The organism is Geomonas subterranea (assembly GCF_019063845.1).
Classification (GTDB): domain Bacteria; phylum Desulfobacterota; class Desulfuromonadia; order Geobacterales; family Geobacteraceae; genus Geomonas; species Geomonas subterranea.
Window position 1 is genome coordinate 3,029,989 of the sequence record NZ_CP077683.1, and the last position, 17,674, is coordinate 3,047,662.

Genomic DNA, 17,674 nt, shown 5'->3' on the forward strand with positions numbered 1-17,674 from the left:
CCTCCCCTCCCCGGTGCGGGAGGGGGGAGGAGCTGAGGCCGCATCTTTTACTTTCGTTTGTTGTGACCGCTGCCAGCGCCAACGGAGGAACGGATGATCCAGTACCTGACACTGAAAAGCAGGGAGAGAACCGAGCTGATCGACATCACCGCCAGGGTCGAGGCACTGGTTGCGGCCAGCATGGTGGGGAGCGGCTGCTGCGACGTCTTCGTCCTGCATACGACGGCGGGTATCACGGTGAACGAGGGGGCGGACCCGGCGGTGAAGCGGGACATCGCTAACTGCCTGGACCAGCTGGTGCCGGACGCGCACTACTTCACCCATGCCGAGGGAAACTCGGCCGCCCACGTGAAGTCGACCCTGGTGGGGACCAGCCAGCGGCTCTTGATCGACCGGGGCAAGCTCCTCCTGGGCACCTGGCAGGCGCTCTACTTCTGCGAGTTCGACGGGCCGAGGGATAGGAAGGTGGCGGTGAGGATCAGCGCGGACTAGACGGCGCGAAGTGGTCGAAGCCGCGCCGCGGCGGCGTGTAGAGGGAGCCGTCCGGGGCGATGAGCTCTATCCCGCTTCCCGCTTTGACCTCCCCGATGACGGATACCGCAAGGTCTACCTGCGCGCAGAGCGCCGCCACCTCGGCCTCCTTGCCGGCAGGTATGCAGAAAAGGAGTTCGTAGTCCTCACCGCCGGAGAGCGCCAGCGCAAAGGGGTCCCCGCCGCACTCGGCGCGGTAGGCGTCCGACAGCGGCAGCCGGGCCAGTTCCAGGCGCGCCCCCACTCCCGACATCTCGCAGATGTGCCCGAGATCCTGCAGCACACCGTCGCTCACGTCGATCATGGCCGTAACCACACCCGCCTCGGCCAGGCCCACCCCCGCCTCCACCCTCGGGGTCGGGTCCAACTGCCGCTCCACCAGGAAACCTTCCCGCGCCCCGGCAAAGAGCTGCTTCAGCCCTGCCGCCGCATCCCCGACCGTCCCGGTCACGCAGATGAGATCCCCGGGGTTCGCGCCGCTTCTCTTCAGCACCAGCTCCGGGCGCTGCTCCCCCAGCGCGGTCACCGAGATGGCGATTCCGGCCCTGGAGGCGCAGGTATCCCCCCCGACGAGGGTCGCGCCGAAACGCTGCGCCTGCTCCAGCATCCCGGCCATGAAGCCGTCCATGAACTCGAGCGGGACATCCTTGGGGAGCGCCACGCCGAGCAGGAAGTGGCGTGGCCGCGCACCCATGGCGGCGACATCGGAGAGGTTGACGGAAAGGGATTTTCTGCCCAGGGTGTGCGGGTCGCAGAAGGAGAGGTCGAAGTGGACCCCCTCCAGCAGCATGTCGGAGGTGATCAGGGTGACCTCTCCGGGGGTGGGAGACAGCGCCGCCGCGTCATCCCCGATGCCGAGAAGCACCGAGGGGGACGCGGCGACGTTTGCCTTGATCCTGTCTATCAGGCCGAATTCGCCCAGTTCGGCTAGTCTCAAGCCTTGCCCCTCACCGGGGAAGCGACCGGGACGCGGGTCCTGACCTTGGTCTTGGGGGGCTCCGGCTTGGCCGCCTTGGGCGCCGGAGGGGGGAACTTCTCCAGTGCGACCGCCAGCACGTCGTCGATGTTGGTTGCGGCGACGATCTTCAGCTTCTTGAGGATGGTCTTCGGGACGTCCTCGAGGTCCTTCTTGTTCTGCACCGGGATGATGACCGTGGTGACGCCCAGGCGCGCCGCGGCGAGGATCTTCTCCTTCAGGCCGCCGATCGGGAGCACCTTGCCGCGCAGGGTGATCTCGCCGGTCATGGCGACTTCCTTGCGCACCGGGATTTTGGTGAGCGCGGAGACCAGCGCAGTCGCCATGGTGACGCCGGCGGAGGGGCCATCCTTCGGGATGGCACCTGCCGGGACGTGCACGTGGATGTCGATGGTCGAGCTGAAGTCCTCGGGGATGTTCAGCTCCGCGGTCTTGCTACGGATGTAGGAAAGCGCCGCCTGGACCGACTCCTTCATGACGTCGCCCAGCTGGCCGGTGAGGGTCAGCCCCCCCTTCCCTTTCATGACCGTCGCCTCGACGAACAGCACCTCGCCCCCGACCGGGGTCCAGGCGAGTCCGGTGACCACGCCGACCTCGTTCTTCTCCATCTCCTCCTCGCGCAGGAACTTGGGGGGACCCAGGTACTTGGGGACGGTGCCGGCGGTGATGACGAACTTCTCACCCTTCCCTTCGGCGTATTTCCGCGCCACCTTGCGGCAGACGCTGCCGATCTCGCGCTCCAGGTTTCTTAGGCCCGCCTCGCGGGTGTACTTGGCGATGATGGTGCGCAGGGCCTCCTCGGAGAAGGTCACGATCTCCTCGGTGATGCCGTTTTCCTTCACCTGGCGCGGCACCAGGTAGCGCTTGGCGATGCCGAGCTTCTCCTCCTCGGTGTAGCCGGAGAGGTTGATCACCTCCATCCTGTCGCGCAGGGGACCCGGGATGGTGTCCATCTGGTTCGCCGTCGCGATGAACATCACGTTGGAGAGGTTGAAGGGGAGGTTTATGTAGTGGTCCGAGAAGCTGTTGTTCTGCTCCGGGTCGAGCACCTCCAGAAGCGCCGAGGAAGGGTCACCCCTGAAGTCGCTTCCCAGCTTGTCCAGCTCGTCCAGCATGAAGACCGGGTTGTTGGAGCCGGCCTGCTTGAGCCCCTGGATGATCCTCCCCGGGAGCGCGCCGACGTAGGTGCGCCGGTGGCCGCGGATCTCGGCCTCGTCGCGCACGCCGCCAAGCGAGATGCGCACGAACTTCCTCCCCATGGCGCGGGCGATGGACTTGCCCAGGCTGGTCTTGCCGACGCCGGGAGGGCCGACGAAGCAGAGGATGGGGCCCTTCATCTTCTTCTTCAGCTTTCTCACCGCCAGGAACTCGAGGATGCGCTCCTTCACCTTCTCCAGGAAGTAGTGGTCCTCGTTGAGGATCTCGGAGGCGCGGTTTATCTCCAGGGCGTCCTTGGTCGCCTTGCCCCAGGGGATGTCCACCATCCAGTCCAGGAAGGTCCTGAGCATCCCCGCCTCGGCGGCGTCCGGATGCATCTGCTCCAGGCGGCCGAGCTGCTTCAGGGCCTCCTTCTCGACGTTCTGGGGCATCTTGGCGTTCTCGATGGACTTTCTGAGCTCCGCCATCTCCTCGCTTCTGGCGTCGGTTTCACCGAGCTCCTGCTGGATGGCGCGCAGCTGCTCGCGCAAATAGTATTCGCGCTGGCTCTTTCCCATCTCCTCCTTGGCGGCGGACTGGATGCGGGCCTGCATGTTGAGGAGCTCGCTCTCCTTGTTCAGGAGGTCGTTCACCTTCTTCAGGCGCTCCAGCGGGTCGATCACCTCGAGCAGCCCCTGCGCCTCCTCCACCTTGAGGCCGATGTTGCTGGCCACCAGGTCGGCGAGGGCGCCGGGCTCCTGCATGTTCTCGACGATGACCATCACCTCGGGGGAGACGGCCTTGCCGAGAGCCACGATCTTCGCCAGCTCCTCCTTCACGGTCCGGATCAGGGCCTCGGATTCAAGCGTGTTCTCCGGCGCCGCCGGCTCGATGATCCGGTCGATGCGCACCGAGTAGAAGGGCTTCTCGGCGAGGTATTCCGTTATGCGCCCCTTGGTGAGCCCCTGCACAAGGATCTTCACCCTGCCGTCAGGAAGCTTCAGCATGCGCATGATCATGGCGACCGTGCCGACCTCGTAGATCGCCTCGGGGGCCGGGTCCTCGTCCCCCACGTCTCTTTGCGTGGCCAAAAAGATCATGCGGTCCTTGGAAAGGGCGTGATCGACGGCCGCGATCGAGATCTCGCGCCCCACGAAAAGCGGCAGAATCATGTAGGGATAAACGACCACGTCCCGGACCGGGAGCAGCGGCAGAACATCCGGTATGTTAAGTTCTTCGGTCTCCTGCCTGTTTTCCATGTACCTCTCCTTACTGAATCGGGATCTCGCGGATGTGCGGCGTCTCCCCCTTGCACCAGGGGAACTCCACCGTGAGCAGGCCGCGCCGGTAGCGCGCCTGCACCCCCTCCAAATCGACGCCGGGGGGGACCTCGATGGCCCTGCAAAAGCGGCCGGTGCCGCGCTCGAGGCAGGTGTAGGTCGCACCCGGGTCCGCTTCGTCCCGCGCCGTCCCCTCCACCACCAGGGTGGAGCAGCACAGGCTCAGGGTGATGTCGCCGCGTTCGCAGCCGGGAAGTTCCACCTCGACTACGAAGGAGCGGTCGGTTTCATAGATGTCGACCAGCGGGGACTGTTCCTTGTCGGTGAAGCCTTCCCGCCCCTCCAGCGTGGAGAGAAATCGGAAGATCTCGTCCATCTGCTGGCGGAACAGGTTCAGCCATTCCAAAGGTTCCTTGGGAATTACCGCCATCGCGCCCCTCTGTTACCCGCCTTTTAATGAAAAACCGGCCCCGTGGCCGGTGCAGATGATTTAACCATCTTTATCATGAAAGTCAAGGTAATCCGCCCTAACCTTCCAGAGCCCCCCGCCCGGCGCGGCTTTACGGGCTCAAAGGCCCGGGATCGTTAATGATTATGGTTTTGGAATTGAATTTATTAGCGCCGGTGTGTATAATCCGCCAACCTCACCGGGCCGGTTGGTCCGGTGGAGCCCACGGCACGCCGCTGCGCGCCCCCCCACCACACGTTCTCGCGTAATTAAAAGGGCCCTACATGAAAAGATACGCAGCACTGTCCTCGCTTCTGGCGGTGACCCTGTTCAGCACCGGCTTCAGTTGGCCGTTTCCCGCGACCAACAGCTGCCTCGAAGCGAAGAAGACCATCCTGGAACTGACACCGCAGACGAGCGAGCAAAAGAGAAAGGATGCCGAAAAGCGCGTGGCGGAACTCTGCCCCACCGGCGCCCCGGGCCGTTACCTGAAGGCGCTCGCCTTCGAGCGCAGCGGCAACATCGACGCCGCCATCCAGGAGTACCGGGAAACCCTGGCGCTCGATCCCGATTTCTACCCGGCCAGCGGCAACCTGGGCCTTTTGCACCTGCAGAAAGGGGCCAGCGAGGAGGCCGCGGTCGAGCTCTCCCAGGGGCTCAAGACCGGCGACCCACGCTACCACGGCGGCCTCGCCCGGATCCTGGCCCAGAAGGAACTGCACCAGCTCGCCATCTTCCACTTCACCGAGGCGCTCGCCGCCCTTCCCGAGGATGCCTCCCTGCACACCGACCTGGCCGCCTCCTACGACGCGGTGGGGCAGAAGCAGAAGGCCGAGGACGAATATAGAAAGGCGCTCGCCATTCAGCCGGGGAACGCCCGGGCACGCCTGGGGCTTGGCGCCCTGCTCCTCGCCCGCGGCGAGACCGACAAGGCGGTCACCGAGCTTAAGCAGGCGGCGATCGCCGAACCCGCCAACAAGGAGGTGCACCGCCTGCTCGCGGAGGGGTACGTCCGCAAGGGGGACCAGAAGAGCGCCGAGTACGAGCGGGTGCTGGCCGGGATCGGCGCCAAGGCGAAGGATACGCCCAAGGTCGACCACATGGCCCTCGCCGACCAGTACAACAAGGCCAAGGATTTGGAGATGGCCATCAGCGAGTACCGGCTGAGGATCGCGGAGGAGCCGACTGACGCGGTGGCGCAGCAGCGCCTGGGAGACTGCCTGCTGGCGTTGGGACGCGAAGACGAGGCGATGTCCTACTACCGCGACGCCATCAGGAACAAGGGTGAGAACCCGCAGCTGCACCTGAACCTGGCCGGCATCTACGAGCGCAAGGCGCTTCTCGACGAGGCGGTGGTGGAATACCGTCAGGTGCTCGCCAGCACGCCGGACAACCTGCAGGCGCGCCAGCGCCTGGCCGAGATCTACACGCTCAGGGGAAGCTTCCCGCAGGCACTGGAGCAGTACCAGGCGCTGATCAAGGCAACCCCCGCCGACGCTCCGACCCAGTTGAAGCTGGCGCGCGCCTTCGTCAACACCAAGGACCTCGACTCCGCCATCAGCGCCTACCAGGCCGCCATCAAGCTGGACGGCGATTCGCTGGAGGCCCACCGCGAGCTCGCCAACCTGCTGCGCAAGCGCAACGAGATGGATCAGGCCGCCAACGAGTACCAGGAAGTGCTGCGCCTTAAGAAGGACGACCAGGAGGCCCGCACCGCCCTCACCGCCATCTACGTCAAGAACAAGAACTACGACTCCCTGGCGAAGCTCCTCAAGGAGGGGGTGGAACTCTCCCCCAACGATGCCAACGCGCACTACAAGCTGGGGCTGGTCTACGAGTTCCAGAAGAACTACACCGCCGCCACCGACGAGTACAAGGAAGCGGTGAAACTGAAGCCCGACCATGCCAAGGCCCTGAACGCCATGGGGCGCGTGCAGATGAAGGACGGCCACATCGCCGAGGCCAAGGAGTCTCTCGAGGCTGCGAGGAAGGCGGACCCGGAACTGGAAGAGGCGCAGGTCCTTTTAAGCAACATCAAGGACGAGTTCAACCCCGAGCCGAGAAGCTTCCGCAAGCACAAGGGGTCGGGCGGGAGCAAGTCCAAGAAGGGTAAGAAAGGGAAGAAGTCCAAGGAGAAGGAGGAGAAGTCGTCCAAGAAATCCTCCTCGAAAAAGAAGAAGTCCTCCTCGAAGAAGAAGCACAAGGAAGATTAGCCGCTGCCGAAGAGACAGCGAAGCGATTGGAAAAAGGCAGCCCCGGCGGGGCTGCCTTTTTGCGTTCAGGGACCTTTGCCCCCTCCCTTGACGGGAGGGGGACGGGGGGTGGGTGAAGCCGCCACCTCCGGCAATGCGGCCCCCCTCTTCCCCCCCCCTCCCGCAAGGGGAAGGTTCCCCCCGCACCTTTTCCCGGTATTCATCACTGTGCGCAGGGAAAAACGAAAAAAGGCCGGGGAATATCCCCGGCCTTTTTCTCTGTTCGCCCAGATTGTATTTTGATGTTTCTAGGATTCGTCCTCGGTCAGCGGAATGATGGCCACTTTGGCCTTTCCTTCCCCGAGGAAACCCAGTTTCCTTGCCGCGGCCCGTGACAGGTCGATGAAGGGGAACCCCTTCTTGCGGCAACGGTCGTTGACGACAACCGTGACTTCCTTATCGTTGGCGAGATTCCGGACCAGAACCTTGGTCCCCAGCGGAAGACTCTGGTGGGCGGCGGTCATCTTTTCCGGATGGTACCGCTCTCCCGAGGTGGTCGCTCTTCCGTGGAACTTCTTGGCATAGTAGGAGGCTATGCCGACCAGTTTTTTCACCACCGATTTGTCTTGCGTTTCTGCCTTTTCTACTGCCTTTTCTACTACCGGTTTTGCTACTTGTTCTGCAGCCAGCAGGGGAAGCGTGTGGATCGGGAGGAGCATCAGGGCCAGGGCGACTATGCGCACCAGCCTGCGGCTCCGCTCGGATGATGCCATGCGCACCTCCTTTGTTGGGCGAGGCACTCTTATAGCATGCCCTAACCCTCAAGTCAACTTCCAATGAGCCAGCGCGGGGCTAAACCTTTAATGTTACGACGCTTTGCGAGCCGGACGGCTGACCCTGCGCCGGCACGTCCTTGAGGGGCTGCGCCCCCCGCTCGCGGCGCCCGATCGTGGTCGTGTCGTTAATGATGACCACCTCGCGCGCAGAGCCGTCGATCTCCGCCGGGAAGGCATGCCGCTTGGCGACGAACCATTTGCCGGTCGGTTTGTGCAGCAGTTCGGTCCCCGGGGACTCCAGGTGCTCCTTGAGGCCGTGTTCCTCCAGGAAGGCGAGACAATCCCTGCCGACGATGTCCCGGTGCGCCATGCCGGTGAAGGTTTCCACGGCGCGGTTGAAGCGGCGGATCTTGCCGAACTGGTCCGCCAGGATGAACAGGTCCGAGATGCAGTCCATGATCTCTTCCCATTCGCGCCGGATCCCCTCCATCTGGTGGAAGACGTTCTTCAGCTCCTCGTGCTTCATGTAGAGGCGGGCGTCGCTCTCCAGGAGCTCCCGCTCCATCTGGCGCTGGTCGGTGACGTCGCGGGAGATGGCGATCAGGCAGGCCTCCCCCTGGTACTCGATCACGTCCGCGGACCACAACAGCTCGCGGATCTCGCCCGACTTCACCCTGAAGCGCACGTCCAGGTTGCGCACGTGCCCGTGCTCGTTCAACAGCTTGAGCATCACCATGCGCGCATCGGAGTCGGCCCAGAGCATGAGCTCGGTGGAGGTCCTGCCGATCACCTCCTCCCGGCTGTACCCGGTGATCTCCTGGAAGGCCTCGTTGACGTCGATGTAGGTGCCGTCCTCGGCACGGGTGATCACGATGGAGTCCGGGGAGGCGTGGAAGGCCTTGGAGAACTTCTCCTCGGAGTTGCGCAGGGCCTGCTCGGCCTCGATGCGCCAGGTGATGTCCTGGGCGGTCCCCACCATGTGCAGCGGCCTCCCCAGCGCATCGTAGGTGACCTCGGCACGGGCGGAGAGGGTGCGCGTCGAGCCGTTCGCCAGCACGATCCGGTAGTCCTTGTGGTACGCCCTGCGGTTGTAGATGGCGTCGTTCACGGCGCGGATCACCTGCGCCCGGTCCTCGGGGTGCACCGCCTGCAGCACCAGCTCGTGGGTGGGCACGAAGGTGGCGGGGTCGACATCGTAGATGCGGTACATCTCGTCGGACCAGGTGAGCGTGTCGCTGCCGAGGTCCCAGTCCCAGTTCCCCAGGCGGGCGATGCGCTGCGCCACGGCCAGGGTGGCCCGGCTTTCCCTGAGCGCTTCCTCGACCTCCTTGTGGGCGCTGATGTCCACCAGGGAGAGCACCGACTGCTCCGTCCCCTCGATGACCGACCAGTTGCCGGCCATGGTCCGGACGCCGTCCTTGCCGCAGAACCGGACCTCGAAGCTGCGACGCGGGACGCCGGGAAGAACGCCCTCTTCCTGGGCGGATATGCCGTCGCTGTCGCAACGGCCGACGAACTCGGTCCAAACCCGTTTCCCCTCGAGCTCGGCCCGGGAAAGCCCCGTGACCGCCTCGAAGCCGCGGTTCACCATCTGCAGGGTGCCGTCGGGAAGGATGATGGCCATGGCGGTCCCGGTGTCCTCGAAGATGGCACGGTACCTCGCCTCGGATTCTTCCAGCCGCTCCTGCGCGGTGCGGCGCACGGTGATGTCCCGCGCCACGAAGAGCACCCTCCGCCCCCCCTGTTCCAGCTCCCCGATGGGGTGGACCGAGATGTCCTCGTAACGGTTCCTCCCATCCTCCGCCCGATAGCAGATCTCGCAGTTAAGCGGGGTCCCGTTGCAGGCGCACTCCGAGATGAGGCTCATGATCTGGTCGGCGAGCCCCTGCCGGGCCACCAGGTCGGCCAGACTGGCCCCCAGCGCTTCCTCTTCGGTCAGCGCGAAGTTGGCGAGAAAGACGCCGTTGCAGTTGGCGATGGTGTAGTCGTCGGTCCGGACCACGCAGATGGCGTCACGGGAGGAATCGAGGAAGATCTGGGAGAGGTCGTCGGAATGGCGCAGCGCCGTCTCCACCTTGCGGCCGCGCTCGCAGACGATGGAAAGGGAGGCGAAGAAGATGCCGAGCAGGGCGGCGTAGAAGGTCCGCATCCCGATCTCGTAGAGATTGGGATCGTGGATCTGCTCCCAGAGCGGCTCCCGCCTCATGAGGGTGGCGTCGAGCAGCGCGTCCCCCAGCCAGAAAATGGCTACGAACGCGAGGGCCACCCCTATATGCCGCTTCCAGTTCAACGGCTTGGTCATCAAGGATCCTCCACGGTGCGAAAAACAGCTTCTGCACCTTTCGGCGCGAAAGAAGATAACTTGAGTTTTCCTGTTCAGGAAATGAGCAGCGGTTCCTGCCAGGGGGGGATGATCCCCGCCGCCGCCGCGCGCCCGAGCAACAGGCGCACCGCGGCCTCCCCGCCGCTACCCAGTTCGCGGGAGAAATCGTTCACGTAGAGGCCGATGTGGGCGTCGCACACCTCGTCGCTCATCTCCTGGGAATGGGCGCGGATGTAGGGGCGGGCCTCGCCCGGGTGCCCGAAGGCGTAGTCGACGCTCTCCCCGATGCCGCGTTCAAGCCTGAGCAGCGCGTCCCTCCCCAGGGAGCGCTTGGCCGCTATCCCCCCCAGCGGGATGGGATGGCCCGTCTCCCGCTCCCACCACTCCCCGAGGTCGAGCACCTTGTGCAGGCCGTACCCCTGGTAGGTGAAGCGGGATTCGTGGATGATGACCCCCGCCGCCACCGAACCGTCGGCCACCGCGGCCATGATCTCGTGGAAGGGAAGATAGACGAAATCGGTCAGGGCCGGGTTGAAGAGCCTAAGCAGCAGCGCCGCGGTGGTGTACCGGCCGGGAAGCGCGACACGCTTGCCGGCCAGGGCGCCGGGATCGACATTGCCTCGCGCGACGACCAGCGGTCCGCAGCCGCGGCCGAGTGCACCTCCGCTTCTCAGGAGAAGGTAGTCCTTGAGGATGTGTCCCAGCAGGTGATAAGAGACCTTGGAGACGTCGAGCACCGATTCGAGCGCCATACGGTTCAGGGTCTCAACGTCCTCCAGCCGCTCACGGAACCGGAAGCCGCAGTCGACCCGTCCATGAATCAAGGCGTCAAAGATGAAGGTGTCGTTGGGACAGGGCGAGAACCCGAGGGATAGTATCGGGGACGGTTCCTGGTCCTGTTTGTCTGTCATTACTGCATTCATGTATTGCTCTTGCTCCCGGTTTACTTAAGTTGCAGCGAAGCGGCCGCCGGCAATAAGCGGCATGACGCAAGTTTTAAGACTCACCAATATACTATCAGCCCGCTTATCGCGCAAGAAAAGGTTAACGAATCATTCGTAGTACAATTAGAAGCTCTGCAGGGCAGATTCCTTAGACGAACCAGAAAGGGGAAGGGGACGCAGAGACTTATTTACAGCATGGACCGGGGTGGGGCGCGGCCGCCTGCTCGAGGTAAAGCGCCAGGAAGCGCTGCACCTCGCCCACCGCGCGCTTCAGGTTCCAGCGCGACAGGTCGCGGTCCTCCACCATGTTGCTGATGCCGCGCACCTCCAGGGAGGGGATGCCGTACATCAGCGCCACCTGGGCCACGGCGCCCCCCTCCATGTTTTCACAGATCCCGGGGAAGCGCCGCAGCAGCTCCTCCCCCTGCACCGCAGTCCCGGAGCAGGTGGAAACGGTGAGGAAGGGGCCCATGATGGCGCTGAAGCCGCTGACGGTCGCGCAGTCGAGGGCGCGACGCGCGACCTCACGGTCCAGGGGGATGCGGTTGAAAAGCCTCTCCCCCCTCCCCTCGTAGACGGGGATGCCGATCAGGTCGAGCCCGCGCCACCCGGAGGGAGTCTGCACCCCTTCATCGGCGAGACACTCGCTGTCGGCGATGGCGAGGTCCCCCACGGCGAGGCCGGCTCCGGTAAAGGCGCCGCCACAGCCGGTGTTGATCATGAGATCCGGGGTGTAGCGCTCGCAAAGGAGGGTGGCGGCGCTCGCCGCGTTCACCTTGCCGATCCCGGTAAGGGCGAGGAGGATTTCCGTTCCCCCGATCTCGGCCCGATGCAGCGGCACATGCCCGGCGCCCGGCAGCGCGGAGGCCGAGGTTGCGACCAGCAGTTCGGAGAGTTCCATCCGGGTCGATGCGGTGACGATGATGCGGCTCATACGCTGCTCCCTGCACGTTTTTGGTGCGCGAGTGTAGCACAGCAGAGAAGCCGACTTCAACGACTGTCACGGCGGTCGCGGCGTCAAATAACCGTCATCTGTCAAAAAACCACCCGTCCGGGGTGCCGCGCACGTGGCGTGACACCCGCCGCCGCCTCGCCGGCGCCGAACTCCTCATTGGAAAAAAGTACCGCAAATCATGCCTCATCTGCTACAATCCTTTCCGTATTGTCGCTCCAGAAGCGGCGGCACAGCTTTTGCTGATAATGGTGGCCTTGGGTTACGGCACGGGTAGCGTAGGCTCTCATTATATCGTCTCCCTTTCGTGAGCAGTCGTGACGGTGGTCCCCGAGCCGGATGGTGCCAAGGCCATGGCGAGAGGGGGAAAAGGGTGGCCGCGGGGATGCCCGAAACCGGGAGCCCGGACCCCCTTTTTTGTTGCATAAGTCAAAGGCATCTAATATATTCGCTCAGCTCCAACTACTCGCAAAGAAGGGTCTTTCATGCCGCGCTGGATTCTCCCCCTGAACCTAACCCTTGGCCTCGCCATCACCGCAGTCGCAGCCCTCATCGCAGCGGATCTGTTGAGCGTCAAGATCGCCGCCCTGTATCCCAGGAACGCGCAGAAGCAGGTCGCGGCGCAGGTCGCGGCAGCGCCGGCCGGGAGCCAGGACCTGCTCAGCTTCGCCCCGATCCTGGAGCGGGGCCTGTTCGGCAGGGCCACCCAGGGTAAACTCACCGCGCTGCAGCAGCAGGGAGGCGCGCCAGCCACGGCGGCCGCGCCCCCCCCCGCCTCGGTCGGTGACCTGGTCCTTTTGGGGACGGCCGTCGGCTCCTTCCGGGAAACCTTCGCGCTGGTGCTTAAGAATTCGACCCACGAAGAGCGGGTTTTCAGGCTGGGCGACACGGTGTTCTCGGCCGGGCCGCTGGTTGCCGTGAAGAAGGACGTGGCCGAGATCCTCATCGGCGGCAAGCGGGTGAAGATCCTTACCCCGATGGCCGCCGCGGCCGAGGCGGCGGCTCCCGCGGTCGCGCCTGCCGGAGTTGCCGGTGGCGCCGGCCTGGCCGCACCCGCCGGGGGAGGCAACTACGTCATCGACCAGCGCGCCCTGAACGCCGCCCTGGACAACATCGGGCAGGCCATGACCGACGCGCGCCTTTTGCCCAGCATGAAGGAGGGCAAGGTCGAGGGCTTCCGCGCCTCCGAGGTGAAGCCGCAGGGGATCTTCGGCACCGTCGGCATCAAAAACGGCGACGTCCTTTTGAGGATGAACGACTTCCCCATCGACTCCCCGGAGAAGGCGATCCAGTCTTTCGCCTCGCTCAAAGGGCAAAGCAGGATCAAGCTCGACCTGATCCGCGACGGCCGCCCCACAACGTTCACGTATGACATAAGGTGACGCAGTTCGATCTCAAACTGCCTCTTGGAGGGTTTTCCTTGAAAATTAGAATCGCCCGCATCGCCCTTTTGCTCATGTTCCTGGTCACCGCCCCGACGCTGGTATTCGCCAAGGGTGTGGTGCTCAACTTCACCGACGTGGACATCGCCACCATGGTGAAATTCATCAGCGACCTCACCGGCAAGAACTTCATCATGGATGACCGGGTCAAGGGGAAGATCTCCGTGTTCTCCCCGGCCAAGCTCACCAACGAGGAGGCCTACAACGTCTTCACCTCGGTGCTGGAGCTCAAAGGCTTCACCGTGGTGCCTGCCGGCAAGGTGATGAAGATCGTCCCGACCGCGGCGGCCAAGCAAGCCGGGATGAAGGTCTTAAGCGACGGCGAAAAGGGGGTCGTGAACGACAGCTACCAGGCCCGCGTCATCCAGTTGGAGCACGTGGCGCCCCAGGACGCGGTCAGCTTCCTGCAGCCCCTGATCTCCAAGGACGGACAGATCTCCCCCTTCGGCGCGGCCAACCTGATCCTCGTGGTCGACTCCGCCTATAACATCCAGAAGATCCTGGGGATTCTGAAATACATCGACACGGACCAGGTCCGCGAGGGCGCCGAGGTGGTGTTCCTGAAGAACGCCGCGGCCGACAACGTCGCCACCATGCTCAAGGACTGGCTCTCCGGCAAGCAAAGCGGCAAGGCCGGCACCGCACCGGGCGCCTCCACCGGCGCCGTCCCGGTCATCGCCGACGCCAGGCTGAACGCCCTCATCATCTTCGGCTCCGACAAGGACAAGGCCGACATCAAGAAATTCATCTCGCTGATCGACGTGGTCCCCCCCACCACCAGCAGCAAGGTGAACGTCTACTACCTCGAAAACGCGGAGGCGACCGAGGTGTCCAAGGTGCTGGAAGGTCTGGTCAAGGGAACCTCCGCCACGCCCGCCGCCGCTCCCGGCGCCGCGGCGGCGCCCCAGCAGACCGTGTTCGAGGGGGGGAAGATCACCATAACCCCGGACAAGGCGACCAACTCCCTGGTCATCATGGCCTCGCCCACCGACTACCAGAACCTCCTGCAGGTGATCCAGAAGCTGGACCGCAGAAGCCGGCAGGTCTTCGTGCAGGCGATGATCGCCGAGGTCTCCGTTAACCGGGCCAGGGACCTCGGGGTGCAGATCGGCGTCATCGGCGCCGCCTCCAACGGCACCGTCGCCACCGTCGGCACCTTCGACCCCTTCGGCACCGTGGCGGGGCTCACCACCACTGCCGCGGCCGCGAAGGCCCTGGGCATGGACGTGACCCTTGGCAAGATCAACGTCCCGGTCGTGCTGCAGGCGCTGCAGACCAACGGCGCCCTGAACGTCCTCTCCACCCCGAACATCATGACCAGCGACAACAAGGAAGCCGAGATCTTCGTGGGCGAGAACGTCCCGTTTCTCTCGGGGACCAACCTCACCTCCACCGGGCTTTCACAGCAGTCCATCGAGAGAAAGGACACCGGTATCATCCTGAAGATCAAGCCCCAGATCAGCGAGGGTGAATACGTGAAGCTGGACATCTACCAGGAAATTTCGGCGGTCAAGGATTTCGGCAGCGCGACCAGCCCGAACCTCGGCAGCACCAAGCGTTCCGCCAAGACCTCCGTGGTGGTGAAGAACACCGACACCGTGCTGATCGGCGGCCTGATCCAGGACACCGACCAGGTGACCGAGAGCAAGATCCCGCTTCTGGGGGACATCCCGGGGCTCGGCTGGCTCTTCAAGACCAAGACCACCAAAAGGGACAAGACCAACCTCCTGATCATGCTCACCCCGCGCATCATCAAGGACGCGCGCGACCTGGCCGAGGTCTCGGTGACCCAGAGGAACAACTTCTCCGACGCGGTGAAGAATGACGCCCCCTTCAACCTGGAGCGCGCGCTCGAGGAAAAGCCGAAGTCCGTCACCGCGGACAAGCCCGAAATACGCAACCAGTAACGGCGGACAGACTCTCATGGCAGAAACGCTTGACATAGAAAGCATAGCGACGCGCCTCGGCCTCCCCTTCCAGGCCGAGATCGACGACTCCAAGGTGGACGGCTCCCTGGTGAACCGGGTGCCGCTCAACTTCGCACGCAACAACCTGCTTTTGCCGCTGCGCGAGGAGGAAGGGACCGTTATCGCGGCCAGCGCCGACCCGGCGAACCTTCTGGCCGTGGACGAGATGGCGGGGCTGTTCCAGCTCCCGGTCTCCACCGTCGTGGTGCCGCAGCCGGTGCTGATCGACGCGGTGAACCGCCTCTACTCCCGGCTCTCGGGTTCCGCTCAGGAGGTGGTCGAGGAGCTCGAAGGGGAGGAACTCTCCACCCTCGCCACCTCGTTCAACGAGCCGCGCGACCTGATGGAGCTGACCGACGAGGCACCGGTGATCCGGCTTTTGAACTCCATCCTGTTCCAGGCGGTCAAGGAGCGCGCCAGCGACATCCATATCGAGCCCTTCGAGCGCGAGCTCGAGGTCCGCTTCAGGATCGACGGCCTGCTCTACAAGATGCTCTCCCCCCCGAAGGTGATCCAGGAGGCGCTCACCTCCCGCGTCAAGATCATGTCCGGCCTGAACATCGCCGAGAAGAGGCTGCCGCAGGACGGCCGCATCCGGGTGAAGGTCGCCGGCCGCGACGTGGATATCCGCGTTTCGCTCATCCCGACCTTCTTCGGCGAGCGCGTGGTCCTGAGGCTTTTGGACAAGCAGCGCGGCGTCCTTTCCCTGAAGGAGATCGGGCTCTCCGACAAGAACGACCTCCTCATGGAGCGGCTTTTGTCCCGCACCAGCGGCATCATCCTGGTCACAGGCCCCACCGGCAGCGGCAAGACCACCACGCTCTACGCCGCGCTGTCCCAGATCAACTCGCCGGAGAAGAACATCATCACCGTCGAGGACCCGATCGAGTACCAGTTGAAAGGGGTCGGGCAGATCCAGGTCAACCCGAAGATCGACCTCACCTTCGCCAACGGCCTCCGTTCCATCCTCAGGCAGGACCCGGACATCGTCATGATCGGCGAGATACGCGACGCCGAGACCGCCGAGATCGCCATGCAGGCCTCGCTCACCGGCCACCTGGTGCTCTCCACCCTGCACACCAACGACGCCGCCACGGCCGTCACCCGTCTCATCGACATGGGGATCGAGCCGTTCATGGTCGCCTCGTCGCTCTCCGCGGTGCTGGCGCAGCGCCTGGTGCGCGTCATCTGCCCGCATTGCAAGGAGTCGTACACGCCGGACAGAAGCTACCCCGGCGTCGAGCTTCCCCCGCTTCTCTACCGCGGCCGCGGCTGCGACAAGTGCTTCAACCTCGGGACCATCGGCCGGATGGGGATCTACGAGCTCCTCCCCATCGACGCCGAGCTCTGCTCCATGATCATCCGCCAGGCATCCTCCGGCGCCATCAAGGAGTACGCGGTATCCAAGGGGATGCGTACCCTGCGCGAGGACGGCCTCTTGAAGGCGGCACAGGGGATCACCACCATCGAGGAGGTCCTGAGGGTGACCCAGGACGATTATGCCGACCTTTCGCTATAGCGCGTTCAACCAGAAGGGGGCCGAGGTCACCGGGACGGTCGACGCCGCCACCGAGAACGAGGCGCGGCTCCAGCTTAAGCAGAAGGGGCTTTTCGCCAAGGAGATAGCGCCCGCCGCCGAAGCCGGTTCGCGCTGGGCGCTCGGCTCCGGCGTCAGCGTCCCCGACCTTTCCCTGGCCACCAGGAGGCTCGCGACACTTCTGGGGAGCGCCGTGCCGGTCTACGAGGCCGTGGCGACCCTGTGGGAGCAGGAGGCGCCCGGCGAACTGAAACGGGTGCTCGGGCGCGTGCGTGACCGCCTGGCCGAGGGGCAGGGGCTCGCACAGGCACTCGCCGCCGAGCCGCAGGTCTTCTCCGAGAGCTACATCGGGATGGTCGCCGCCGGCGAGGCGAGCGGCGCGCTGGAGGTGGTACTGGAGCGCCTGGCCGAGTTCCAGGAGGACCAGGCCGAGGTGAGAAGCCGCGTCATCACCGCCCTCATCTACCCCGCCATCATGGTGGTGGTGGGGATCGGCGTCATGATGGTGCTTTTAGGGTTCGTGGTCCCCAAGATCTCCGCCGTCTTCGAGAGCAACAAGGCGACTCTGCCGCTGGTCACCGTGCTTCTCATCAAGGCGAGCACCGCCGTGAGGAAGGGATGGTGGATCATGGGCGCGCTGGCCTTAGGCGCCGTCGCGGCCTGGAAGCGGGCCAAGGCGAACGAGGAGTTCCTGCACAAGCGCGACCGTTTCCTCCTCAAGCTCCCCATGGCCGGCCAGCTCTGGCGGCGCCTGGTGCTGTCGCGTTTCGCCAAGGTGCTCGGCCTCTTGCTGCAAAGCGGCGTCCCCATCATCAAGGCCATGGAGATCACCGGCGAGGCCGTGGTGAACCGGGAGTACAAGGTTTTTCTGGCCGGTGCGCGCGAGACGCTGATCCAGGGTGGAAGCCTCTCCGCAGCGCTCAAGACCAGCCCGCTCTTCCCGCCGCTATTGACCCACATGACCGCGGTCGGGGAGAAGAGCGGCGAACTGGACGCCATGCTCATCAAGGCGGGCGATGCCTTCCAGAAGGAGTTCAACGCGCAGGTCACCCGCTCCATGGCCCTTCTCGAGCCGATGCTGATTCTCGGCATGGGTCTCACCATCGGCTTCATGGTCATCGCCGTCCTGCTCCCCATCATGCAACTGAACCAGCTGGTCAAGTAACTGT

General features: G+C 64.4%; 13 protein-coding genes. 6 read left to right on the plus strand and 7 right to left on the minus strand.

All coding sequences use genetic code 11. The annotated features are described in order from the left end of the window. Window positions 1–93 precede the first annotated feature (93 nt). Window positions 94–492: a secondary thiamine-phosphate synthase enzyme YjbQ gene (locus tag KP001_RS13180; protein ID WP_217286087.1), complete on the plus strand. Its 399-nt coding sequence runs from the start codon at window positions 94–96 to the stop codon at window positions 490–492. On the opposite strand, the gene thiL is transcribed toward KP001_RS13180, so the two are convergent. From thiL to KP001_RS13195, 3 genes are read right to left on the minus strand one after another with little or no spacing between them, the layout of a single operon-like run. Next, complete coding sequence (thiL, locus tag KP001_RS13185) at window positions 479–1,468, minus strand: thiamine-phosphate kinase (RefSeq protein ID WP_217286088.1); 990 nt, start codon at window positions 1,466–1,468, stop codon at window positions 479–481. The genes KP001_RS13180 and thiL overlap by 14 nt on opposite strands. Then, entirely contained in the window at window positions 1,465–3,903 is a 2,439-nt protein-coding gene (lon, locus tag KP001_RS13190) for an endopeptidase La (RefSeq protein ID WP_217286089.1), read from the minus strand. The genes thiL and lon overlap by 4 nt, the downstream gene beginning before the upstream one ends. A 10-nt stretch (window positions 3,904–3,913) precedes the next feature. Then, complete coding sequence (locus KP001_RS13195) at window positions 3,914–4,354, minus strand: Hsp20/alpha crystallin family protein (RefSeq protein ID WP_217286090.1); 441 nt, start codon at window positions 4,352–4,354, stop codon at window positions 3,914–3,916. A gap of 302 nt (window positions 4,355–4,656) precedes the next feature. Between KP001_RS13195 and KP001_RS13200 the strand changes: the two genes are divergently transcribed. Continuing rightward, entirely contained in the window at window positions 4,657–6,585 is a 1,929-nt protein-coding gene (locus KP001_RS13200; RefSeq protein WP_217286091.1) for a tetratricopeptide repeat protein, read from the plus strand. A gap of 287 nt (window positions 6,586–6,872) precedes the next feature. Here KP001_RS13200 and KP001_RS13205 read toward each other — a convergent pair whose 3' ends face one another. The 4 genes from KP001_RS13205 to mqnB form a co-directional block, all read right to left on the minus strand. Then, the gene (locus tag KP001_RS13205; RefSeq protein ID WP_217286092.1) at window positions 6,873–7,337 is read right to left on the minus strand and encodes a septal ring lytic transglycosylase RlpA family protein; all 465 of its coding nucleotides are present in this window, start codon (window positions 7,335–7,337) and stop codon (window positions 6,873–6,875) included. A gap of 79 nt (window positions 7,338–7,416) precedes the next feature. After that, window positions 7,417–9,642: a PAS domain S-box protein gene (locus tag KP001_RS13210; RefSeq protein ID WP_217286093.1), complete on the minus strand. Its 2,226-nt coding sequence runs from the start codon at window positions 9,640–9,642 to the stop codon at window positions 7,417–7,419. Window positions 9,643–9,716: 74 nt separating this feature from the next. Then, entirely contained in the window at window positions 9,717–10,586 is an 870-nt protein-coding gene (locus tag KP001_RS13215) for a 1,4-dihydroxy-6-naphtoate synthase (protein ID WP_217286094.1), read from the minus strand. A gap of 205 nt (window positions 10,587–10,791) precedes the next feature. Further along, window positions 10,792–11,541, minus strand: a complete 750-nt coding sequence (mqnB, locus tag KP001_RS13220) for a futalosine hydrolase (RefSeq protein WP_217286095.1) — start codon at window positions 11,539–11,541, stop codon at window positions 10,792–10,794. 503 nt (window positions 11,542–12,044) lie between these two features. Here mqnB and KP001_RS13225 point away from each other — a divergent pair. The 4 genes from KP001_RS13225 (at window position 12,045) to gspF (ending at window position 17,670) form a co-directional block, all read left to right on the plus strand. After that, window positions 12,045–12,941, plus strand: a complete 897-nt coding sequence (locus KP001_RS13225) for a type II secretion system protein N (RefSeq protein ID WP_217286096.1) — start codon at window positions 12,045–12,047, stop codon at window positions 12,939–12,941. Between the two features lie 74 nt (window positions 12,942–13,015). After that, window positions 13,016–14,908, plus strand: a complete 1,893-nt coding sequence (gene gspD / locus KP001_RS13230; protein ID WP_217289610.1) for a type II secretion system secretin GspD — start codon at window positions 13,016–13,018, stop codon at window positions 14,906–14,908. A 16-nt stretch (window positions 14,909–14,924) separates the two neighbouring features. Next, window positions 14,925–16,487, plus strand: coding sequence for a type II secretion system ATPase GspE (gspE, locus tag KP001_RS13235; protein ID WP_217286097.1), 1,563 nt, complete (start codon window positions 14,925–14,927; stop codon window positions 16,485–16,487). Beyond that, the gene (gene gspF / locus KP001_RS13240) at window positions 16,468–17,670 is read left to right on the plus strand and encodes a type II secretion system inner membrane protein GspF (RefSeq protein WP_217286098.1); all 1,203 of its coding nucleotides are present in this window, start codon (window positions 16,468–16,470) and stop codon (window positions 17,668–17,670) included. Before gspE ends, gspF begins: the two co-directional genes overlap by 20 nt. The last annotated feature ends 4 nt before the right edge of the window (window positions 17,671–17,674 follow it).